The 22,317-nt window shown below is 62.5% G+C and carries 22 protein-coding genes and 2 tRNA genes; 10 read left to right on the top strand and 14 right to left on the bottom strand.

The features are described 5' to 3' along the window. The first annotated feature begins 42 nt into the window (after positions 1-42). Together NKJ80_RS26145 and NKJ80_RS26140 are read left to right on the top strand one after the other, a co-directional pair. A complete protein-coding gene (locus tag NKJ80_RS26145) occupies positions 43-339 on the top strand; it encodes a helix-turn-helix domain-containing protein (protein WP_023669277.1) in 297 nt (98 codons plus the stop codon). Positions 340-351: 12 nt separating this feature from the next. Then, positions 352-1,671 carry a type II toxin-antitoxin system HipA family toxin gene (locus NKJ80_RS26140; RefSeq protein WP_023669278.1) on the top strand — a complete coding sequence of 440 codons (1,320 nt, stop codon included), beginning with the start codon at positions 352-354 and terminating at the stop codon, positions 1,669-1,671. 271 nt (positions 1,672-1,942) lie between these two features. Here NKJ80_RS26140 and NKJ80_RS26135 read toward each other — a convergent pair whose 3' ends face one another. From NKJ80_RS26135 to NKJ80_RS26085, 11 genes are all read right to left on the bottom strand, one after another. Continuing rightward, the gene (locus NKJ80_RS26135; RefSeq protein ID WP_023746231.1) at positions 1,943-3,253 is read right to left on the bottom strand and encodes a tyrosine-type recombinase/integrase; all 1,311 of its coding nucleotides are present in this window, start codon (positions 3,251-3,253) and stop codon (positions 1,943-1,945) included. Between the two features lie 212 nt (positions 3,254-3,465). Then, a tRNA-Phe gene (locus tag NKJ80_RS26130) sits at positions 3,466-3,541 on the bottom strand. Between the two features lie 214 nt (positions 3,542-3,755). After that, positions 3,756-3,947 (bottom strand): DNA gyrase inhibitor YacG, encoded by a 192-nt coding sequence (gene yacG / locus NKJ80_RS26125; protein ID WP_023669280.1) that lies wholly within the window; start codon positions 3,945-3,947, stop codon positions 3,756-3,758. Further along, positions 3,944-4,570 (bottom strand): Maf-like protein, encoded by a 627-nt coding sequence (locus tag NKJ80_RS26120; RefSeq protein ID WP_023681911.1) that lies wholly within the window; start codon positions 4,568-4,570, stop codon positions 3,944-3,946. The genes yacG and NKJ80_RS26120 overlap by 4 nt, the downstream gene beginning before the upstream one ends. Before the next feature lie 19 nt (positions 4,571-4,589). Then, positions 4,590-4,808: a translation initiation factor IF-1 gene (gene infA, locus NKJ80_RS26115; RefSeq protein ID WP_006200926.1), complete on the bottom strand. Its 219-nt coding sequence runs from the start codon at positions 4,806-4,808 to the stop codon at positions 4,590-4,592. 185 nt (positions 4,809-4,993) lie between these two features. After that, positions 4,994-5,458: an arsenate-mycothiol transferase ArsC gene (locus NKJ80_RS26110; RefSeq protein ID WP_081725519.1), complete on the bottom strand. Its 465-nt coding sequence runs from the start codon at positions 5,456-5,458 to the stop codon at positions 4,994-4,996. Beyond that, positions 5,446-5,931, bottom strand: coding sequence for a UPF0262 family protein (locus NKJ80_RS26105; protein ID WP_023669283.1), 486 nt, complete (start codon positions 5,929-5,931; stop codon positions 5,446-5,448). Before NKJ80_RS26105 ends, NKJ80_RS26110 begins: the two co-directional genes overlap by 13 nt. Positions 5,932-5,937: 6 nt before the next feature. After that, complete coding sequence (gene hisD / locus NKJ80_RS26100; protein WP_352498582.1) at positions 5,938-7,230, bottom strand: histidinol dehydrogenase; 1,293 nt, start codon at positions 7,228-7,230, stop codon at positions 5,938-5,940. A gap of 134 nt (positions 7,231-7,364) precedes the next feature. Beyond that, entirely contained in the window at positions 7,365-7,799 is a 435-nt protein-coding gene (locus NKJ80_RS26095) for a DUF2948 family protein (RefSeq protein WP_023669285.1), read from the bottom strand. Positions 7,800-7,965: 166 nt separating this feature from the next. Then, positions 7,966-9,258, bottom strand: a complete 1,293-nt coding sequence (gene murA / locus NKJ80_RS26090) for a UDP-N-acetylglucosamine 1-carboxyvinyltransferase (RefSeq protein WP_352498581.1) — start codon at positions 9,256-9,258, stop codon at positions 7,966-7,968. A 142-nt stretch (positions 9,259-9,400) separates the two neighbouring features. Continuing rightward, positions 9,401-9,595: a hypothetical protein gene (locus NKJ80_RS26085; RefSeq protein WP_023669287.1), complete on the bottom strand. Its 195-nt coding sequence runs from the start codon at positions 9,593-9,595 to the stop codon at positions 9,401-9,403. 150 nt (positions 9,596-9,745) lie between these two features. On the opposite strand from NKJ80_RS26085, the gene NKJ80_RS26080 reads away from it, so the two are divergent. The 8 genes from NKJ80_RS26080 (at position 9,746) to NKJ80_RS26045 (ending at position 18,983) form a co-directional block, all read left to right on the top strand. Continuing rightward, positions 9,746-9,820: transfer RNA gene (locus tag NKJ80_RS26080), tRNA-Thr, on the top strand. A gap of 399 nt (positions 9,821-10,219) precedes the next feature. After that, the gene (locus NKJ80_RS26075) at positions 10,220-14,053 is read left to right on the top strand and encodes a caspase family protein (RefSeq protein ID WP_352498580.1); all 3,834 of its coding nucleotides are present in this window, start codon (positions 10,220-10,222) and stop codon (positions 14,051-14,053) included. A 182-nt stretch (positions 14,054-14,235) separates the two neighbouring features. Then, complete coding sequence (locus NKJ80_RS26070; RefSeq protein ID WP_023747216.1) at positions 14,236-15,630, top strand: multicopper oxidase family protein; 1,395 nt, start codon at positions 14,236-14,238, stop codon at positions 15,628-15,630. A 153-nt stretch (positions 15,631-15,783) separates the two neighbouring features. Next, positions 15,784-17,097 (top strand): NAD(P)H-dependent oxidoreductase, encoded by a 1,314-nt coding sequence (locus tag NKJ80_RS26065; RefSeq protein ID WP_352498579.1) that lies wholly within the window; start codon positions 15,784-15,786, stop codon positions 17,095-17,097. An 80-nt stretch (positions 17,098-17,177) separates the two neighbouring features. Continuing rightward, positions 17,178-17,423 (top strand): type II toxin-antitoxin system VapB family antitoxin, encoded by a 246-nt coding sequence (locus NKJ80_RS26060; protein ID WP_352498578.1) that lies wholly within the window; start codon positions 17,178-17,180, stop codon positions 17,421-17,423. Continuing rightward, complete coding sequence (locus NKJ80_RS26055) at positions 17,423-17,602, top strand: type II toxin-antitoxin system VapC family toxin (RefSeq protein WP_245261319.1); 180 nt, start codon at positions 17,423-17,425, stop codon at positions 17,600-17,602. The genes NKJ80_RS26060 and NKJ80_RS26055 overlap by 1 nt, the downstream gene beginning before the upstream one ends. A 29-nt stretch (positions 17,603-17,631) precedes the next feature. Next, the gene (locus tag NKJ80_RS26050) at positions 17,632-17,814 is read left to right on the top strand and encodes a type II toxin-antitoxin system VapC family toxin (RefSeq protein WP_280792065.1); all 183 of its coding nucleotides are present in this window, start codon (positions 17,632-17,634) and stop codon (positions 17,812-17,814) included. Between the two features lie 269 nt (positions 17,815-18,083). After that, positions 18,084-18,983 (top strand): MBL fold metallo-hydrolase, encoded by a 900-nt coding sequence (locus tag NKJ80_RS26045; RefSeq protein ID WP_352498602.1) that lies wholly within the window; start codon positions 18,084-18,086, stop codon positions 18,981-18,983. A 22-nt stretch (positions 18,984-19,005) separates the two neighbouring features. On the opposite strand, the gene proC is transcribed toward NKJ80_RS26045, so the two are convergent. From proC to NKJ80_RS26030, 3 genes are all read right to left on the bottom strand, one after another. Beyond that, positions 19,006-19,821 (bottom strand): pyrroline-5-carboxylate reductase, encoded by an 816-nt coding sequence (gene proC, locus NKJ80_RS26040; RefSeq protein ID WP_023832763.1) that lies wholly within the window; start codon positions 19,819-19,821, stop codon positions 19,006-19,008. An 83-nt stretch (positions 19,822-19,904) separates the two neighbouring features. After that, positions 19,905-21,224, bottom strand: a complete 1,320-nt coding sequence (locus tag NKJ80_RS26035) for an O-antigen ligase family protein (RefSeq protein ID WP_023746238.1) — start codon at positions 21,222-21,224, stop codon at positions 19,905-19,907. Next, positions 21,193-22,191 carry a glycosyltransferase family 2 protein gene (locus NKJ80_RS26030; RefSeq protein WP_023692395.1) on the bottom strand — a complete coding sequence of 333 codons (999 nt, stop codon included), beginning with the start codon at positions 22,189-22,191 and terminating at the stop codon, positions 21,193-21,195. Before NKJ80_RS26030 ends, NKJ80_RS26035 begins: the two co-directional genes overlap by 32 nt. Positions 22,192-22,317: the final 126 nt, after the last annotated feature.

Genomic DNA, 22,317 nt, shown 5'->3' with positions numbered 1-22,317 from the left:
GGAGCCTATATCAGGCTAGCTCATACAGAGATCGTATACGCCATGAAGATCAGAACAGCTCGGGACATTGGTATCCTGATCAAGGAGGCCCGCACCCGTCGCGGTCTGTCCCAGGCTGCCTTGGCCAAGATAATCAACACCACGCAGACGTGGGTGTCGTGGATCGAGAACGGCAAGCCCAGCGCCGAGATCGGTAACGTGCTGCTGGCGCTGACTACGCTTGGTGTGGAGCTGGACTTTCAAATCCCGCCGGCGCCGACGTCAGCTGCTGATCATCATCATAATGCCGATGAACGGCATGTCGACGATGACGACGACGAGATTCCCTACAAGCTCTAGGTGACGATGATCATGGTGAACCCGATCGACACCCTCGACGTCCATATCGCTGGCAGACCGGTTGGGTGGCTCCACCACCTGCAGGGCGGCAAGCTTTCGTTCTCCTATCAAGAGGCATGGATGGAGGGCCGGGTGGCGATCCCGCTTTCCCTGTCCATGCCGACGATCACCAGGACCTACGAGGGCAAGGTCGTCGAGGCATTCCTCTGGGGTCTGCTGCCGGATAATGAGCAGACCCTCGCCAGATGGGCGCAGAGGTTCCAGGTCTCCGCCCGAAACCCGTTTGCCCTGCTCAAGAATGTCGGCCGCGACTGCGCCGGCGCCGTCCAGTTCCTTCCGCGTGGCCACCAGGTTTCCCGCGGCGAGAACGTGGAGTTGCTCACGGAGGCGCAGATTGGCGACCGCCTGCGCGACCTCCGCAAGGATGGTGCGGCGACCCGGCGAATCGGCGATCCTGGTCAGTTCAGTCTCGCTGGTGCGCAGGCAAAGACGGCGTTCCATTTCGACAAGGGCAGCAATCGCTGGGGGATCCCTCTAGGCGACACGCCCACGACACACATCTTCAAGCCGCCTTTGCCGCACTTGCACGGGCATACCGAGAACGAGCATTTCTGCCTGCAGCTTGCATGCAAGCTCGGCATGGACGCTGCACACAGCCAGGTTCTCGACTTCGCAGGCGAAAAGGCGATCGTTCTCGAGCGCTACGACCGCCGCAACATCGACGGCAAGACCATCCGCATCCATCAGGAGGACATGTGCCAGGCCCTATCGGTGATGCCGACGCTAAAGTACGAGAACCAGGGTGGGCCAGGTATCACGGCGATCTCCAAAAAGGTGCTGGCGGCCTCCATGGAACCCGTCCAAGACCGTCAGACCTTCATGGCCGCGAACGTCTTCAACTGGATCATCGCCGGCACGGACGCGCATGCAAAGAACTATTCGATGCTGCTGGGTGCCCAGGGCGAGGCCCGCCTAGCTCCGCTCTACGACATCTCCTCCATTCTGCCGCACCTCGGCGAGGGAGAGATCCAGGCTGAGATGCGCGACCTTAAACTGGCGATGAAGATCGACAGAGCCTACCCGATCGAGGAGATCATGCCGCGCCACTGGCGTCGCTGTGCGTCCTCAGCAAAGGTTGGCGGCGAGTACACAATGCGGACGATCCGCCATCAGCTCGCGGTGATACCGGACATGTCATCGGAATGCGCGCAAGAGCTTCGCCAGGAGGGGATCATCCATGAGATCGTTGGTCGCCTCGTCGACGCGATCACGACGCGCATCCAGGGCTTGTCCCGGATCTATGGAGAGGAAGCCGCCGCGGAGCCCGTGTAGGTTGTGGAGGTGAAAGTCGGGCGGGGATAGCGGATCCACGGACTAATGTCGGCGAAACGGACGGACCGCACACTGCCCATGGCATTCTCGCTCTGATAGGCCCGGGCCGGGTAGGTGCCCGGTTTCGGAACCGGCCATCGGCATCTTGAATGACGGGAATGGGGTCGGTTGCAGAACGGCAGCTTCCCGCCGAATGTGGTCAACTTTCTCTCCAGGAAATCTGACAATGCGGGCCTACGATTTGGCGTCGAGTTGTGGCTTTTTTTAACGGTCAGTATGATTTCCGGCGGTTGGAGATCTGTTTCGGCGTTTGATCAACGGCCGCTGTTGGGTTCAAAGTGGATGGTCGCGTTGGTGTGTGGACAGCAGGCTTGCGGCGTCCCTCGATTGAGATCACCCGCAGGTTTTTGCTCTTGAGTTCATCCAGGTAATCGGCCCACCACTGCATCATCTTGACGCGCTCCTCCCAGTGCTCTGCCCGGGCGTAGGCGCGCCGAACGTCGTTGTTCTCAATGTGGGCCAGCTGCCGCTCTATGGCGTCCGGATGCCACTTGCCGCATTCGTTCAGCAGAGTTGATGCGGTTGCTCGAAAACCATGCGCGGTAGCTTCATCCTTGCTGTAACCCATACGACGCAGTGAGGCGTTAAGCGTATTGTCGGAAATCGGACGCGAAGCCGACCGAACACTAGGAAACAGCAGCGATCCATCACCAGAGATTTCTCTCAGTGAAGTCAGGACGCTGATCGCTTGCTTTGATAGGGGTACGCGGTGCGGCCGTCGCATTTTCATGCGTGCTTCAGGGATCGTCCACACCGAGCTTTCAAAATCGAACTCTTCCCATTCAGCGGCGCGAAGCTCGCCGGGGCGGGGAAACAGCAGCGCTATCAGCTTTAGACCGGCTCGGGTTGTAGGCTGTCCATCAAATGCATCGATCCCCCTCAGCAAACCGCCCAAGGCCTTCGGATCGGTAATCGCGGCGCGAGACGTTACCTTCGGACTGATGAGTGCGCCTCTGAGGGCGAAGGTCGGATCTGTCTCGGCGCGTGCGGTCGCGATTGCGTATCGAAACACGCTGCCGACGGTGGAGCGCAGTCGCCTGGCCGACTCGTATCGACCGCGAACCTCGACTCGACGGAGGGCGGTAAGGATGATAGCCGGATCGATCTTCCGAATGCACTTATCGCCGATTATCGGATAGGCAAAGTCGAGCAGCCATTTCACCTTGCTGATCGTCCGGACGGCACGTCCCTCCTTCTTCAGCTTGTCAACATATTCGTCCGCGATTGAGCGAAAGGAGTCCTTTGCCGAATCGGCCTTCCGCAAGCTGCGTTCCTTTCCAGGGTCGACGCCAGCTAGCAGGAGCCTTTTAGCATCATCGCGCGCCTCCCGTGCCTCAGCGAGAGAGATAAGCGGATAGCTCCCCAGCGCGAGCAGTTTCTGCTTGCCGTCAAAGCGGTAGGCGAGCCGCCAGAGGCGAGAGCCCGTGGGCTGTACCCATAGCTGCAGCCCGCCCCCGTCAGACAATTTCACGAGTTTGGAAGCAGGGCGGGCGTTTCGACATTTCACGTCGGATAGGGCCATTCGTCAGGTCTCCCTTGGCTGTTTCGATACCATCAGGATGTCGAATACCAACGGAAATACCATCCCCCCGCCTCGTTGGACCAAATGCGCCCGAAGCGCTCTCTGTCCCGCTTAATTGCGCAATGCGACGGAAAAAGATCAACAATCCCAGTGGCTTGCAGAAGCGGCAGCGTAGAAGGTTCGGCTTAACGGAGTGTCGGGAGAAGAGGGGATGGTGCCCAGAGGCGGATTCGAACCACCGACACGCGGATTTTCAGTCCGCTGCTCTACCAACTGAGCTATCTGGGCCTCGCCGGCAAACGAGACATCGCCTGACCGGATTTCAGGAAAGCGCCGTGGGGCACCCCTTGAAAGCGCGTGGGTTATAGCACGGGAATCCGGCCTGTCCAGCGCCTAAGCGCTGATTTTCCGGGGCAATTGTCGCAGACAATACCGACGCCGGCAAAGCAGCAATTGCGTAAGGTCGGCGAAGTGGAATTGCGCGGCCGGCACCTCCCAAACCCTACTTCGGCTCGTCGCTCTCGTCCTCGTCATCCCGCGCGGTGATGACATAGGCGCCCTTCAGCCAGCGGTTGAGGTCGATGTCCTTGCAGCGCTTCGAGCAGAACGGATAGGTCTCGCGCGCCGACGGCTTGCCGCATTCGGGGCAGGGGCGCTTCGGGCGCAGTGGTGTGACCTTATCGTCCAGGCTCATGGCCGCGCGGTATGCCAGCTGGTGTGGACCTTGAAGCCTTCGCCCGAAAGCAGCGCCACCGTCTCGTAGAGCGGCAGGCCGACAATGTTGGTGTAGGAGCCGACCAGCTTGACGACGAACGAACCGGCGAGACCCTGGACGGCATAGCCGCCGGCCTTGCCGCGCCATTCGCCGGAGGCGACATAGGCGTCGATCTCCTCGCGTGGAAGCCGCTTGAAGCGTACCCTGGATTCAACCAGCCTTTGGCGCAGCTTGCCGCCCGGCGTAATCAGGCAGATGCCGGAATAGACCCGGTGCGAACGGCCCGAAAGCAGTCCAAGGCAATTGGCGGCGTCGTCCAGCGTCTCGGCCTTGGGCAGGATGCGGCGTCCGACCGCGACCACCGTATCGGCGGCCAGCACGAAACTTGGCGCATAGTCTTCCTCGCTTTTCAGCGAGGCCAGCGCCTTCTCGGCCTTTTCCTTCGACAGCCGCTTGGCCAGCGAGCGCGGATGTTCGGCGCGCAGCGGCGTTTCGTCGACATCGGCTGGCAGCACGCGGTCCGGCTCGATGCCGGCCTGTTGCAACAGTTCGATCCGGCGCGGCGAACCAGAGGCAAGCACGAGCTTCTGCAGGATGCTCATCGCGGTTCGCGCCGGACTGTTACTTGAAACGGTAGGTGATGCGGCCCTTGGTCAGGTCATAGGGCGTCATCTCGACCAGGACCTTGTCGCCGGTCAGCACACGGATGCGGTTCTTGCGCATGCGGCCAGCCGTATGGGCGATGATCTCGTGTTCGTTTTCGAGCTTCACCCGGAACATCGCGTTGGGCAACAATTCCGTCACGACACCCGGAAACTCGAGGACTTCTTCCTTCGGCATTCGATACCTTTGCTTGGATTGCAGTTCCTGCGCCCTGGAGCGCCCAGGCCGGAATTTCGGCGGAACCTATATGATAATCGTGCGCTTGTGAACACGCTTAGATCGCGTCATATGCGACGCGCTCCAAGCTTTCGTTTTATGCATGTCGTTGTCTCAAAACCGGGACCGCTTTTGAGCGACATGCATCAATCCGCCGCGTTTTTTACCTCCGGAAGCAGAAAACGTCGGCTGATGCGCGCTTTCAGCCGTTCTCTCACGTCGCGATAGCTGGCCATGATCTGCTCGCGCCTGCCGCCGACATCGGTCGGATCCGGCATCGGCCAGTATTCGACGTCGACGGCAAGCGAGCGGGTGAGTTCGAGCGCGGCGTGGTGGGCTTCCGGCGCCAGGGTGACGATCAGGTCGAAATAATCGTCCTCGAGATCGTCCATCGAGCGCGGCTGGCGCTCGCCCAGCGTCAGGCCCTCTTCGGCCAGCACCGCGTCGACGAACGGATCGCGCTCGCCCCTGTGCACGCCGGCAGAGGCGACGAAAGTGGCCGGCGGCAGCATGCGCCGCGCCAGCTGCTCGGCCATCGGCGAGCGCACGGCGTTCATGCCGCACAAGAACAGGATCGAGCGGGGCGCCCCAGTCAGGTCTAACCCCGCCAGTGCAGCACGCAGACCAGCGTGAACAGCCGCCGCGCCGTGTCGAAGTCGATGTCGATCTTGCCGGCCAGCCGGTCCATCAACGTCTGCGAGCCTTCATTGTGCAGGCCGCGCCGGCCCATGTCGATCGCCTCGATATGGCTCGGCGTCGAGGATCGGATGGCGTCGTAGTAGCTTTCGCAGATCAGGTAATAGTCCTTGACGATGCGCCTGAGCGGCGTCAGCGACAGGATATGGGTGACGACATCAGCACCATCCTCTCGGGCGACCGCAAACACCAGCCGGGATTCGGCCAGCGACAGCTTCAGCCGATAAGGCCCGGCGCCGTCATCATTGACCGGCTGAAAGCTGTTCTCCTCGATCAGGTCGAAGATCGCCACCGCGCGCTCATGTTCGACATCGGGCGTCGAACGGCCGATCGACTCGTCGAGCTCGACATCGATCAGCCTTGCGCGGGTTTGATCGCCGTCCGCCATCGCCGCCTACATGTTCAGCCGGATGGCGACGGAGCGGCCATGCGCGTCGAGGCCTTCCGCCTTGGCCAGCGCAATCGCCGCCGGCGCAAGTGCTCTCAGCTGCTCCGGCCCGAGCTTCAGGATCGAGGTGCGCTTGACGAAATCGAGCACCGACAGGCCCGAAGAGAAGCGCGCCGAACGCGCCGTCGGCAGCACGTGGTTGGAGCCGCCGACATAGTCGCCGATGACTTCGGGCGTATGGCGTCCCAGAAACACAGCACCCGCATTGCGCATCCTGGCCAGGAAGCCCTCGGCATCGTCGATGGCGAGTTCCACATGTTCGGCGGCGATGCGGTCGACCAGCGGCAGCGCGGCTTCGATGGTCTCCACCAGGATCACCGCGCCGAAATCGCGCCAGCTGGCAGCCGCCGTCTCGGCGCGCGGCATGCTCTGCAGCTGGCGCTCGACCGCCTGTTCGACTGCTTTTCCGAACGCAGGATCGTTGGTGATCAGGATCGATTGCGCCGACACGTCGTGCTCGGCCTGCGCCAGAAGATCGGCGGCGATCCAGTCGGGATCGTTGCTGCCGTCGGCCACCACCAGCACTTCAGACGGTCCGGCAATCATGTCGATGCCGACCGTGCCGAACACCTGGCGCTTGGCGGCGGCGACATAGGCATTGCCGGGCCCGACGATCTTGGCGACCGGCCGGATCGTTTCGGTGCCATAGGCAAGGGCGGCAATCGCCTGCGCGCCGCCGACGCGGTAAATCTCTGAAACGCCTGATATATCGGCGGCCACCAGCACCAGCGGATTGATGATGCCGCCCGGCGCCGGCACGACGATGACGATGCGCTCGACGCCCGCCACCCTGGCCGGCACGGCGTTCATCAGCACCGAGCTTGGATAGCTTGCCGTGCCGCCCGGCACATAGAGCCCGACCGCCTCGATCGCCGTCCAGCGCGAACCCAACTCGACCCCGGCGGCATCGGTATAGCGATCGTCCTTGGGCATTTGTCGCTCGTGATGGGATCGGATGCGGTCACGGGCAAATTTCAGCGCCTCGACCGTCTGCGGATCGGCGTCTTTGTAGGCCTGCGCGATGTCGTCCTTCGACACGGCGATGCCGAGGCTATTGAGGTCGGCCTTGTCGAATTTCAGCGTGTAGTCGACCAGGGCAGCGTCGCCCTCGGCACGAACCCGCGCAATGATGGCGCGCACGGCAGTGTCGACGTCCTCCGATACCTCCCGCTTGGTGGTCAGGAAGGCGGCGAAACGCTGCGCGAAACCGGCATCGGACTGGATAAGCGTAATGGCCATCGGCTGCGTCTAGATCGTGATGAGACTTGGTTGAAATCTCATCACGATCTAACCCTTTGTTGGAGCAAGATCTCTGGACAGACGATTCCCGTTTTGTCCAACAAAAACCGGCACCCACTTTTTGGGATCATGCTCTAGACCCTGTGCACCGGACGCGAGGTGGCTTCCCAGGCGCCGCCTATGTCGGCAAGCCGCGCCTCGATGCATTCGACGTCGAGCATGATCGCGCCGCCGCCGGAAAAGACCAATTCGACGATGCCGGCCGGCTTGCTGATTTCGATAAAGCTGATTGCCAGGAGCGACAGCACCTCGGCCGGCCGATCGCGGGCAATGCCGCTGGTCTTGGCGCCGAGCACGCGGTCGAAATGCAACACCGCCTGGCGCCGCTCATTGTGCGGGCTGAACAATCCGGATTTCGCCTCCCAGACGAAGCGGTTCATGGTCAATATGAAACGCTTGGCCGAAGGCAGGTATTCGAGATCCGAGACCTTCATCACGGCGTCCTGGACGTGAGCCGAGACGATGCTCAGATCCTGATCGTCGAGCGCAATGAGTTTGAGGGCTGCCATGCCGAATGCACACCTGAAAGTTGGTTCAGCCTTCTGTTAGGCGGTCTTTCCGGTCCGTGCAACCGCGACACAAATTCAACCCGAGGCTAGCGCCTCGGGTTTGAAGTGTTGGCGGTGAATGAAGGCAGCACCAGACGCCTGTCTGTCTGAAGCAACTGCCGTGCGGTCAAGCCGAAATCCGCTCGATCACCGCGCCGCAATTGGAGAGCTTTTCTTCCAGCCGCTCAAAACCGCGGTCGAGGTGGTAGACGCGGTTGACCGTCGTTTCGCCTTCGGCCGCCAGACCGGCGATGACCAGCGACACCGAGGCGCGCAGATCGGTCGCCATCACGGGCGCGCCCTTCAGCTTGGAGACGCCGTCGACGATCGCCGTTTGGCCGGACAGCGTGATGTGGGCGCCGAGCCGGGCCAGTTCCTGCACATGCATGAAGCGGTTTTCAAAGATGGTCTCGGTGATGCGCGACTTGCCCTTGGCCATGGTCATCAGGCCCATGAACTGCGCCTGCAGATCGGTCGGGAAGGCCGGAAAGGGCGCCGTCATGACGTCGACCGGCGAAATGCCGGCGCCGTTGCGCCGGACGCGAATGCCGGAATTGGTCGGCGTGATCTCGGTACCGGTCTGGGCAATCACATCCAACGCGGTCTGCAGCAGCTCGGGGCGGGCGCCTTCGAGCACGACATCACCGCCGGTCATGGCCACCGCCATGGCATAGGTGCCGGTCTCGATGCGGTCGGGGATGACGCGCACGCGCGCGCCAGACAGCGATTCGACGCCATCGATGGTGATGGTTGGAGTGCCGGCGCCGGAAATTTTTGCGCCCATGGCGTTGAGGCATTCGGCGAGGTTGACGATTTCGGGCTCGCAGGCGGCGTTTTCCAGCACCGTCTCGCCCTTGGCGAGCGCTGCCGCCATCATCAGCACATGGGTGGCGCCGACGGAGACCTTCGGGAACACATAGCGATTGCCGACGAGGCGGCCATTCCTGGTCTTTGCCAGCACATAGCCGGTGTCGACATCGATGTCGGCGCCCAGCGCCTGCAGACCTTCAAGGAACAGATCGACCGGCCGCGTGCCGATGGCGCAACCGCCGGGGAGCGACACTTTCGCCTCGCCCATGCGGGCCAGCAGCGGGCCGATCACCCAGAACGACGCCCGCATCTTCGACACCAGCTCGTAAGGCGCGGTCGTATCGACGATGTTTCGGGCCGAGAAGTTGATGGTGCGCGAATAGCCCTCATTCTGCTTCTCGCGGCGGCCGTTGACCGAATAGTCGACGCCGTGATTGCCAAGAATGCGGATCAGCTGCTCTACATCGGCCAGATGCGGCACGTTTTCCAGCGTCAGCGTGTCGTCGGTGAGCAGCGAGGCGATCATCAGCGGCAAAGCGGCGTTTTTCGCGCCCGAAATCGGAATGCTTCCGGCGAGCTTGTTGCCGCCGACAATTCTGATGCGATCCATGAGAGAATGTCCCCTCGGCCCGATAGGCCGGTTTTCGTCAGTTTGAGTATCGGCCCGTCTAGACCATTGGCCGGCTTGGTTCAAGAAATAGGATTTCTGAGCCCCTTTGGCCAAGGTGACCGGCCAGTGTGGCTGATATCGGTCAGTCCTTGTGCATTTTTTCAGCAGCCGGCAGTCCTTCGGGCCGCTGGTCAGGATCACCGGTGCGCCGCGAGCGCGCTTGCGTCTTGCGCTTCATGAGATTGGCGCGCAGCTGCTCGGCCAGACGGTCCTTGCGGTCAGTCCCGTCCTTTTTTTCCGGATCAGCCTTTTTCGGTGGAATTGTCTTCTCGTCCATCGTTCCGTCCCGCCCGCAACTGGCAGGGCCTGCCGTTCAAGGGATAGTTAGCATTGTGGCGCCGCCATGTCAGCGAAACTTGTCTGGCAAAGCCTTTCACAGACGCCTTGCGCTTGCCGGTTCTATATGGCAGAAGCCCCGCCATCAGCGGCTGCGGTAGCTCAGTGGTAGAGCACTCCCTTGGTAAGGGAGAGGTCGAGAGTTCAATCCTCTCTCGCAGCACCAGTTCATTCCTTTGATTTAAAAAGATGCAGTCGCGAAGTCCGGGTCTCGTTGCGGACCAAAAAAGCCGGCTGACGCAAAAGTGCCAATCCCGCGCATCCAACCGTGGCGCCTCGCCCGGAAACATTGAGAGAAAGAGGCTCTACGGGGCCGGACGACTGCTCAACAAGTCCGGACCTGTCAACTCACGAACAGGCCGGTCTGGCCGTATCCGGCATGCTGAACACTACCGCTCGCACGCTGAAAGCCAGCCTCCTCGTACGCATATCCACGACAAGAACACAGCTCGCCCAAGGACTTGCCATCGGCCGGCCATCATGATGCCATCTCGCCTGCGGAAGATAGCGTCGGGTTTTGGGGTAGAGAATGCTCTTTGGGCGAACGGCAGGTGCGACAGGGCGCATGTGCGCGGCAATTGCCGCAGCACTGGTGTGCCTATGCGCGTTTGGCCCCGCTTTGGCTGAAGAGCCGAAGGCGCTGAAAGGCGTCGCGCTCATCATCGGTCAGTCCGACTACCAGCATGTCGGCAAACTGCCCAATCCGGAAAACGACGCCCGCGCCATCGAGGAGATGTTCGACAGGCTCGGCTTCGAGACCAATGTCGCCACCAACCGCGACGCGCGCAAATTGCGGCGCGATCTCGAAGGCTTCGTCGACGATGCCGAGGGCGCCGATGTCGCCATCATCTACTATTCCGGCCACGGCATCGAAGCCGGCGGCGAGAATTATCTGGTCCCTGTCGATGCCGATATCTCGGCGCTCGACAATGCCGGCGAAAAGCTGGTGCCGCTGTCGTCCATCGTCGCCGAACTGAAGGCCAAGGTGCCGGTCACCATCGTTCTGCTGGACGCCTGCCGCAACGATCCGTTCCCGCCGGGCACGCTCCTGAAGCTGGCGCCGGGCGACCAAGGCAAGCCGATCGGCGCCGGCGGTCTCGGGGAAACGCGCGGCGTGGTTTCCCTGAAGGGCGGCGCCGACGCCAAGGGCTCGGTCGACGGCAGCCTCGGCCAGGTCATCGCCTTTGCCGCCGAGCCCGGCAAGGTTGCGCTGGACGGTCCGGCCGATGGCAACAGCCCCTATGCGGCAGCGATCCTGCGCCACATCGACACGATGGGCGGCGAGGAATTCGGCACCGTTCTGCGCATGATCGGCGAGGAGGTCTATCTCAAGACCAACGGCCAGCAGCGGCCCTGGGTCAATGAGAGCCTGCGCCGGCTGCTCTATTTCGGTACCCCCGCCGAGGCACCGAAAGGCGATGAGGGCGAAATCCTCAGGGAGCGGCGCCAGCTCCTGCTGACCATCTCGACGCTACCCGATCCGGAGCGCCGCCAGATCGAAACCATATCGCGTGACGGCAAGGTGCCGATGGATGGGCTTTACGCCATGCTGAAGGCGCTCGGGGTCGACATACCCAAGGATCCGGCTGAGCTCGACAAGCTGCTGCGTGGCCAGACCGAACGGCTGAAACACGTGTTGGCCGAACGCGAGACTTTGAAAAACCCGGACCCCGAAATTGCCAGGCTATCGAAACTCGCCGAACAGGCGGTTCAGGAAGGCGCGCTCGAAGCGGCGCAGAAATTCAACGAGCAGGCCAAGGCCCGCATCGGCGAACTTTCGTCTACGGTCGACCAGGCCGAGGCCGAGCTGAAGGCAAAGCGGCTCGAATTCGCAAAGGTTTTCGCCAGCAGCGCCAGAACCTACGAGATTTCCTTCAACTTCAAGGAGGCGGCTCAGGACTACGCCAAGGCCTATGAGCAGGCCGCGAAATGGAGCGACGAAGATGCGTTCTACTACAAGGCGGCAGAGGCCAACGCTCTGTCGGAACAAGGGGACTTCTCCGGCGACAATGCGTATCTCGCCCAGGCCCTGACAGCCTATGAACAGGCATTGACCTATGTCACCCGCGAAAAGTTGCCGCTGCTTTGGGCGGCCACCCAGAACAATATGGGCGCCACGCTTGCTACTTTGGGCGAACGGGAAGCCGGCCGCGACAACCTCGACAAGGCAGCTGCCGCCTATGAGCAGGCGCTGACCGTCTATACGCATGACGCCTACCCTGACGACTGGGCATCGACCTATGGCAATCTGGGCACGGTCTACTGGCGGCTCGGCCAGCGCGAGAACGGGACGGCACTGCTTGAGCGGGCAGTCGCGGCCTTCCGCTCGGCGCTCGAGGTACAGTCGTCGAAAAAACTGCCGCTTGAATGGGCGGCGACGCAGAACAATCTCGGCATCGTGCTGTCCGAGATCGGCGAACGCCAGACCACATCGGACAGTTTTCGCGCAGCGATATCGGCGCATCGCGCCGCGCTGACAGAATATCGCCGGGATCGCGTACCGCTCGACTGGGCATTGAGCCAGATCAATCTGGGTGTCGTTCTGGCGAGCCTCGGCGCGCGCGAAAAGGATGTACCGACGCTTGAGCAATCGGTCGCGGCCTTCCAGGCGGCGGCTGAGGAGATGACCAGGGAACGCGCGCCGGCGCAATGGGCGACGATCCAGAACAATTTGAGCACCGCATTCGAGTCGATCGGCGAGATCAACGGCGATATCGCCGCGTTGCAGCGCGCGCGGGAGGCGGCGGAGGCAGCGCTTTCGGTTCGGACGCGCGAGCACGCCGCGGCGAGCTGGGCGAACGGCCAGCTGACGCTGGGCAACGCCTTGCAGCGCCTCGGCGCCAAGCAGAAGAACAAGGAACTGCTGCTGCAGGCAGCCACCGCGTACCAGGCCGCTCTGTCCGAATATCCGCGTGAGAAACTGCCGCTTGACTGGGCTTCGCTGCAGCAGAATCTGGGATCGGTCAACGACACGCTCGGCGATCTCGATACGGGAACCGATTACTACATTCAGGCGGTGACCGCGTATCATCAGGCATGGGAGGTCTATACCGCAACCGCCGCGCCGGGCGAGTTCGCTTCGATTGGTTACAGCCTTGCAGGCACGCTATCGAACTGGGGCGAACGCGCGGGGGACATCTCGACCCTGCGGCAGGCGATCGATGTCTACGGTCAGGTGCTCAGGGTTCGCACCCGCGACAAGGACCCAGCCAATTGGGCCAAGACGGAATTCCGCCTCGGCTGCGCGTTGATGATGTCAGGCAAGCTGGCCTCTGACGATCAACTGCTGCAGCAATCGGTCGACGCGCTGCGGGCGGCGCTCGACGGGCAGACGAAAGGCGGTGATGTCACGGAGATCGGCCAGACGCGGCGCGTGCTCGGCCAGACCCTGTCGATCCTGGGCGACGATACATCCAACCTGGACTTGCTGGCGCAAGCAGCCGACATGCTGGAAGCCGCGCTCCCCGCCTACTCCAAGGACGCCGACCCGGAGGAGTGGGCCAATATCAATTACGACCTCGGCTTTGCCGTCTACAGCCAGGGCCGGATTGGTGGCGACGCCACGTTCTACGCCAAGGCCGTGCAGAGCTTCGAGACGGCAGCGCGGATCTACGACGGTTTTCCCAACCGCATGCAATGGGCGCGCACCAAGGGCGATATCGGCAATGCCTTGCTGATGGCCGCGGACGGCAAGGACGTCGAGTTGCTCACCCGCGCGATTGCCGCCTATGACGCAGCGCTCAGCGTGGTAACGCGCGAGAATGCGCTGGCTGTCTGGGAGAACAATCAGAACAATCTCGCCGGCGGGCTGTCGAGTCTTGGTTACTGGGCGAACGATGTCGGCAAGCTGAAACGAGCCGCTCAGATCTACCGCGACCTCGCCACGGTGCGAACGATCGCCCGCGATCCCGATCTCTGGATCACCAACCAGACCAGTCTCGCGCAGACGCTGAGCATGATCGCGGCCCGCGAGCCTTCGGCTGAATTGTACGAGGAGGCGATTGTCGTCAACCGGGCGCTTGCCGAGCAGCTCGGTCGCGACCGCGATCCCGAACGTTGGGCCAATGCGCGCAACGAGATGGGCTATGCCTTGACCATGGCCGGCCGCGCCGAAAACAATGTCGCGCATTTCGAGGAGGCGGTGTTGGTCCTGCGCGAGGCGATCGTGGTGCAAAAGAAGATCAATTCGGTGCCGGCTGTCGCCTTCACGCAGGACAGCCTGTGCGACGTGCTGGTCGATCTGGGCGCCGCCCACAAGGACAAGGCGATGGCACAGGAAGCGATCGCCGCATGCCAGGACGCGCTCGTCATCTTCCGTGACAAGAAGATGGACGATCTCGCCGCCGGTTCCGAAAAGAACCTCGCCGAGGCACAGGCGTTGCTGGCCGAGTTGCATTAATCCGAGCCCGCGCTCCCGGATGCGGGCGAATGGTGGGCACGCCAGCGTTCACGCTGTTGCGCAAGCAGATGTCACCGGCTCGCCATGGCATGACAGAGATGCGATGTGGCAGTATCGGCTTGTGCGCCGGTCGCCACCCGTCATTCAGGACGACAGGTAATCATATTCCGTTGGAGCGCCAGATGACCCTATTCACCCGCCGCGGGCTTCTGAAAACGGCTGCGGTTGCCGGCGGTGGCGGCGTCGGGCTGGCAGCAATGACCAGGCTCAGCGGTTGGGCAGCTGTCACACCTGAGCCGGTGGTGCTCAAGACGGCAAAGATCCAGGCCAGGTTCATGGATGCGGGCGAGACCCGGGATGTCCTGACGTATGGTGAATCAGGCATGCCGCCTGTACTGCGGATGAAAAAAGGCGAGCCCTTTGCCGCGCGTCTCGTCAACGCCATCGACGACCCGACGACCATCCATTGGCACGGCATTCGCGTTCCAAACAAGATGGACGGCGTCCCTTTCCTGGTTCAGCCTTACGTCTATACCGGCGATCATTTCGACTACGCCTTCACCCCGCCCGACGCCGGCACGTTCTGGTATCACCCGCATTGCAACACGCTGGAGCAGATGGGCCATGGCCTCACCGGCGTGATCGTGGTCGAGAACCCCAACGATCCAAAATTCGACGCCGAAGCCGTCGTCAACCTGCGCGACTGGCGCCTCGGCGACGACGCGCAGTTCATCCAGCAATTTCGGCCGCGCGATGCCGCAAAAACCGGAACCTATGGCACGGTGCGCACCGCCAACTGGCTCGACCAGCCGCAATTCGACGCGCCGGCCGGCGGGTTGGTGCGGCTGCGGGTCGCCATCACCGATGTCACCCGCATCTACGCCTTTCGCGTCGAGCGTGGGGAGGCCGCGGTCATCGCGCTGGACGGCAATCCGGTGCCGCAGCGTTTTGCGCCCGATGCTTTGCTGCTCGGACCGGGGCAGCGCATGGAGCTCGCCATTCGCATGCCTGACCAGGAGGGCGCGATCGTCAGCCTGGGCGACATCAGAGGCACCAAACCCAAGGTCCTCGCCACCTTGCGCGCCACCGGCAGCTCGCTCAAGCGCGATTTGCGCGACCTCGCACCGCTGGAAGCCAACCCGGTGCCGGAGGTGGATCTCGCCAGCGCGAAACACATCGCGCTCTCGCTCAGCGCCACGGCGGAAAACGTGCCGAGCGACAGCATATGCGGCACGCTAGGCTACTCCTTCTGGGCCATCAACAAGGTACCGTGGCCGGGCGACACGCCGGACCCGACCGCGCCTTTGGCCGAGCTGAAGCTCGGCAAAAGCTATGTCATCGACATGGAGAATTTGACGCCGCAATCGCATCCGATGCATCTGCACGGCATGAGCTTCAAGGTGCTGTCGTCGTCGACACGCCAGGTTCAGCCGGTCATCTCCGACACCTATCTCATGCAGCCCAACGAGAAGGTTCAGCTCGGTTTCGTCGCGGACAATCCCGGCGACTGGCTGCTGCACTGCCACATCATCGAACATCAGAAAACCGGCATGACGAGCTATATCAGGGTGGTTTGACGCCGAGGCGGGTCAATCAGCCTCTACCGGGGTTGGCCTCACCTGCCGGGCCTGTTGCCGGAGAAATTGCCGCCGTCCGCTGGTTTCGTTGGCAAAGCGGGGCCGTTCCCTGCTATTCCCGCCTGCAAATCAAGAAGCCGTGGACACGCTTGCATGACCAATGTCGCCCTGACTGGACTGGCCCGCGATCTCGCCAGGCGCGCCGCCGAGGGACGCCCGGTGCGCATCGGCGTCATCGGCTCCGGCGAAATGGGGACCGACCTGGTCACGCAAGGCATGCTGATGCCCGGCATCTCGGTCGCGGCCATCTCGACGCGGCGTCCGCACACGGCGCGTGACGCCATCCGCATCGCCTATGGCGACGAGGCGATGGCGGTCGAGGCGGACAGGGGCTCGAAAGTCACCGCGGCGATCGAGGCGGGCAAAATCGCCATTACCACGAACGAGATGCTGGTCACCAATCCGCTGATCGACGTCGTCATCGACGCCACCGGCAAGCCTGGTGTCGCCGCCGATTTCGACTTGAAGGCGATGGAGCACGGCAAGCACCTGGTGATGATGAATGTCGAGGCCGACGTCACGATCGGCTGCTACCTCAAGCAGCAGGCAGACCGGCTCGGCGTCGTCTATTCGGTCGGCGCCGGCGACGAGCCGTCGAGCTGCATGGAGCTGATCGAATTTGCGTCGGCGCTCGGCTACACCATCGTCTCGGCTGGCAAGGGCAAGAACAACCCGCTCAACCACGATGCCGTTCCGGACGACTATCGCGAGGAAGCTATCCGCCGCAACATGAACCCGCGCATGCTGGTCGAGTTCGTCGACGGTTCCAAAACCATGGTCGAGATGTGCGCCATCGCCAACGCCACCGGGCTGGTCCCAGACGTTCCCGGCATGCACGGCCCAAAGGCCGACCGCGATCAGCTGGACAAGGTGCTCATCCCGAAGGCGGATGGCGGCATCCTGTCGAAGAAGGGCGTTGTCGACTACACCATCGGCAAGGGCGTGGCGCCCGGCGTGTTCGTCATCGTCGAGGCGACGCATCCGCGCATCGTCGAGCGCATGGACGACCTGCACATAGGCCACGGCCCCTACTACAGCTTCTTCCGGCCGTATCATCTGACCTCGCTGGAAGTGCCGCTGACGGCGGCCCGTATCATGCTCTACGGCCGCCCCGACATGGTGCCGCTGCCGAAGCCGGTGGCCGAGGTCTGCGCGGTGGCCAAGCGCGATCTCGCCACGGGCGAGACCTTCGATGCCATCGGCGAGACTTGCTACCGCTCCTGGACCATGACCGTCGAAGAGGCGCGCGCCAATCTGGCAGTGCCGGTCGGCCTGCTCGAAGGCGGCAAGGTGCTGAAGCCGGTCAGGAAGGGCGAGCTCATCACCACCGACAACGCCACACCCGACCGCACGACCGGGCTGTTCGCTTTGCGCAAGCTGCAGGATGAGATGCTGTACGGGAGCTGAGATTGGATGACAGGCCAGTCGGGCTGGCCTTGTCATGACAACTCCCTATGTTGTAGTGGCACCGAACGGAGGCTTCCAGGATGAATCTCCAGATCAGAGACCCGCGCGCCCGTGACCTCGCCCGGCAGCTTGCCGAAAAGCGAAAGATTTCAATGACCGAGGCGGTGATCGAGGCGCTTGAATCCGAGCTTCAGCGCGAACGTGAAAGAGTTCCGCTGGCTGAGCGGCGGCTGGCCGCCATATCGAACGATCTGAAGGCCAAGGCGGGAAGCGGCGGCAGGGATTTGACTAAGGATGAGATCGACGAGATGTGGGGACATTCCTGATGTTCATCGACACCTCGGTGGTGATCGCTGTCCTCGCCGGAGAGGAAGACGCCGCCGATTGGAGCCGCCGGATCGGGCAGGCCTCGATACGGATAACATCTCCGCTGGTCGTGCTCGAAGCGGCGATGCGGCTTTCGTCGAAGTTGGTGGTGGAGCCGCTCTCGCCGAAAGGGCAATAGGAGACTTCCTGCGCGAAGCCGCGATCGAGGTGGTTCCGATCGAAAGAGGTGATGCCAAGCTCGCGATCCAGGCTTTTTCGAACTATGGCAAAGGTCGCGGCCACCCGGCTCAGCTCAATCTCGCTGACTGCCTGTCATATGCCTCGGCAAAAAGCCGTGGGATGCCCTTGCTCTACAAAGGGAAAGACTTTTCCCACACCGATCTGGCCTGATCCTACTGCCCCAGTTCCACGATTCGGCCAGCAGCTTCGTCAGCCGCTCCCGCCCAGCAGGCCAAATGCTGCCGCGCTCGCGCCATGGGCTGTTGACCTGCTCGCGCAACACGCCTGATCATTGCGCTCGTGCTGACGACGCAGACCATCGGCTGCCATTGTATGATCCATTCATACAGTCTGTCTCTTTGATCCGGGTTTTTCAAACGATGCCGAGATGCCAATCTCGATCAGCTGAACCCCCATTGAGGATTGAAATCGTGCAAACCATTTGGACAAGACGCGAGGCGATGAAAACCCTTCTGGCAACGGGCATGGTTGCCATGCTTCAGCCTCTGGCTTTTGCAGCCAGGGCCGCCGCCAAGCTGGAATGGACCCATTTTCAGGCTGACGAGAATGGTTTCCGCCGCACGCCGGTGCTGCTGACCGGGGAAAAAGAAGCCATCCTCCTCGACGGCGGATTTACCCTGTCCGATGGCCGTGCGGTCGCGGATGCGATCAAGGCGACGGGCAAGACCCTGACGACGATCTATGTCAGTTGCAGCGACCCTGACTATTATTTTGGCCTCCGTCCCGTCGCGGATGCTTTCCCCGGCGCCAAGATCATCGCGGCCGGCGCAACGGTTGCGGCCATCAAAGCCAATGTGCAAGCCAAGCTGGATGTCTGGAGCCCGCAGCTCAAGGACAATGGACCGAAGGTCCTGGCGGATGTCGTCATTCCCGAGGCTTCCGATATCACCTCACTTGAAATCGAAGGAAACAAGATCGAGATCGTCACCGTCGCCGATCTGAAAGACCGGCGGTATCTCTGGGTGCCCAGCCTTGAAGCGGTGTTCGGCGGCGTGCTGATCTCGTCCGGCGTACATGTCTGGGTTGCCGACGAGCCAACCGTAGACGACCGCAAGAAATGGATTGCCGCGCTCAACGAAATCGCGTCCCGCAAACCAAACATCGTGGTGCCGTCCCATCAGGTAGCCGGTGCACCGGACGGTCTGGCGGCCGTGGAATTCACCCGCGCCTACCTCGAAGCTTTCAATAAGGAAGCCGAAAAAGCGAAATCCAGCGTCGAGCTGATTGCAGCGATGAAGCGGCGCTATCCCGATCTTCTTGACGTCTCGTCCCTGGAACTGGGCGCAAAGGTCGCCAAGGGTGAGATGAAGTGGGGCTGATACGGCCCCGCGAGCGCCTCGGCTACTTCCCCAATTCCACCGACCGCAGCCGCGCGGCTTCCACCGCCTCGGTCAGCAGCTTCGTCAGCCGGTCTTCGCCCATCAGCACGGCAAGGGCGGCTGCCGTGGTTCCGTTGGGGCTGGTCACCTGCTGGCGCAGGACGCCGGGCTTCTCGCCGCTTTCGGCAGCGAGTGCAGCAGCGCCATAGACGGTCTGCATGGCCAGCAGCCTGGCGGTCTCGACCGGCAGCCCGGCCTTCTCGGCTGCAACCGTAAGCGCCTCGATGAAATGGAAGATGTAGGCCGGACCGGACCCCGAAACCGCCGTCACCGCGTCCATCAGGCCTTCGTCGTCGATCGTCGTCACCACACCGCTCGCCGACAGCAGCTCGGCAACGAAACGCCTGATGTCGTCGGTCACCAGCGGGTTGGAATAGACCACCATCATGCCCTTGCCGATCGCGGCCGGCGTGTTGGGCATGCAGCGGATAACAGGCGCGAGATGGCCGAGTATGTGCTCGAAGGTGGCGACCGGCGTGCCCGCGGCGATGCTGACGAAGGTGGTCCTGCCGTCGCCGAAGCGCTTGTAGGCGGCGGCGACGTCGCGGATCACCTGCGGCTTGACGGCGATGACGACGAGGTCGGGCTCTGCGTCGGCGGGGATCCCGTTCGCGTCCGCGGCGACACTGCAACCGAGGTGCTCGGCGCGCTTGCGCAATTCGGCATTGGGCTCGACCACGAACACGGCTTGCGGGGCAAGCTTGCCGGATTTCAGCCAGCCCGCAAGCATGGCGTAACCCATATTGCCGCAACCGGCGAGAACAAGCCTGATCGTCATTGAGAGCCCTCCGAGACAAGGGTTCTCCTTAGACGCTAGCGGGCAGACGGGAAAGCCCCTCAAGGGGTGCTCAGGCCAGCCGGTCAAGGTCGCCGGCGCACCGCGATCGGCCGCAGCGACACTTGCCGCAAGCCAAGCACGCCGAGCACGAAGAACAGCCACACCGGGTCGCCGCGATGGAAGAAGAAGCTTTCCAGGAACGCGTTCAGCGCCGTGAACAGCACCACCATCATGAAGAAGTCACCGAGATAGATGTTCTCCTTGCGCGGCGGGATGCGCATGTAGTCGCGCAGCGGCGCGATCACGAAAGTGTAGACGGCAACGCACAGCGCCGGGATGCCCATCAGCACCGCAATGTCGAGATAGCCGTCATGGCCATGCACGATGGTCCGGATGTCCCAGGCCCGGTCGAAGGGCTGGTCCTGACTGAGCAGCAGCGGCGTGCCCCAGAAACTTTCATAGCCGTAGCCGGTCCAGGGCTTCTTCGCCAGCATCTCGCCGGAGAACTCCCACAGCGTCGTGCGTCCGGTATAGGTGAGGTCGGGGAAATAGGTGGCCGCCAGCTCTTTCACCGGGGGGATGAAGACGATGCCTAAGGTACCGATGGCCGTCGCAATGATCGCCAGTGCAAACAGGATCGGCGTGCCGAACCGCATGCCGATCAGGCCCGGCAGCACGACGATCAGGATCGAGAACGGCACCAGGCCGGCCGTCGTCTTGGAGCCGGTGTGCAGCATGAAGATCATCGCCGCGCCGAAGATCGCCACGCCCCAGAACTTCTGGCCGCGCCGGAAGAGATAGAGGCCGGCGAAGCTGAAGCAGGCCATGATTGGTCCGGCAATGTTCTTGTGGGCGAACACACCACGCCACAGGCCGGCATGTTCGGGCTCCTGCGAATCGGCCGTATGCAGGGCCTCATGCGGAAAGACGATGAGGCCGATATAGGACAGGCCGATAACGACGATCGCGCAGAATATGATGACTTTCGAAAAACTGTCGGCGTCGCGCGGCAGCACCAGGACCGTCGCTATCGTCAGAACGCCAAGCAGCGTGAAGAAGGCCGCGCGCATGGCCGAGGACGGGTCGGTCGCGTTGATGACCGAAAGCATGAAAAAGCCGAGCATCAGGATCCAGGACGGGCTGAGCAGCGAGCGCACCATCTTGGGGTCGGCGAACGTCAGCAGTGAGAAGGTCGAAATGGCGCCGAGCGAACTGAAGCCGAGCTGGTTGACGATGTCGCCGCCGTCGCCGGTCAGTTCCGCGCCTGCCGGCTGAAACGGCCGGAACGACACGATGACGACGGCAAACAACAGCGCGGCAATCGCCGTCGCCACGCCGTCGCGGGTGACGATGCCGCCCAGCAGCAGCTCGTCAGTTCTTCTCAGGCTGCCTGTATTGCTCATTGGCGTATCCGAATTCGGCAAGCACGCGGCCGAGCGAGACATAGACGGGGTAAAGCGCCGTCGACAGCGATCCTGTCCGCGCCAATTTGATTGCGCCGCGCACGGGCGAGGCTATCAGCAGCGCCAGGCTTTTTGCAAACACCTTGGCGCCGGCGAATGGCGTGCCGGCGCGCTTCTTCTTTTCGACCAGCGTCGAGATTACACCGTTGCGTAAGGATCGGGCGCGGATCCAGTCAGCCTCGACGCGCCGGGCCGGAACGCCTTCGCGCACCTTTGCCTCGGCGCACCAGCCAAGCACGAAACCTTTCTGCGCCGAGCGGCTGAGGAAGTCGGAATCGCCGCCGCCCATGAAGTTGAACCGCAGGTCGAGGAAGGGTGGCCCCATGATGGTGAGCACATTGCGCCCGACCAGAAGGTTGCCCGAGGAATAGAGTGCGGCCACGCGCCCGGTCTGGCGATAGGGCGGCGCAAACACCGGGTGCTCGGCCCATTTGGCGTGAGCAGGATCGGTAAACACCGGCACTTGCGGGCCACCGACAATGTCGGCGCCAAGCGTCTCCGCCGTCCTGCACATGCGCTCCAGCCAGTCCGCGTCGGCGATCTCGTCATCGTCGATGACCAGCAGGTGGCGGAAATCCGGAAAATGCAGGATCGCCGTCTGCCAGCCAGCATTGTAGGCACTGCAATTGCCCCGCTCATGCGCGATGATGACCATGCCCTTCATATCGTCGCGTTCGAACAGCGGCACGGCCGCCTGGGCGCCCTCACGCGCCTCGGCCTCGTTTTCGATGACGATGACGGCGAAGCGCCGGCTGGTTTGCTGTGCCTTGAGCGACGCCAGCGTTTCGAGCAGCAGTTGCGGCCGCTTGAAGGTCGGCAGCGTGACGACGGCTTCCATCGTCTCTGCGGCGAGCCCCGGAGAGCGTCCCGCAATCGAAACCGAACCGTCCGATGGCAAAGGGATCATCCGCTCCAGCCGCATGTTTTGAATCTGGCTTTCGATAACACCGCGACGATAACGTTTCGTTAATACCTTTCGCAGCGGCGCCTGCCGGTCCGCGCCTTTCAGCCGTTGCGTTGCGTGATTTAATCA

Source organism: Mesorhizobium sp. M0030, assembly GCF_040323695.1.
Lineage (GTDB): Bacteria > Pseudomonadota > Alphaproteobacteria > Rhizobiales > Rhizobiaceae > Mesorhizobium.
Note: the sequence above shows the minus strand (reverse complement) of the source record. Positions and strands in the feature narration are given on the sequence as shown.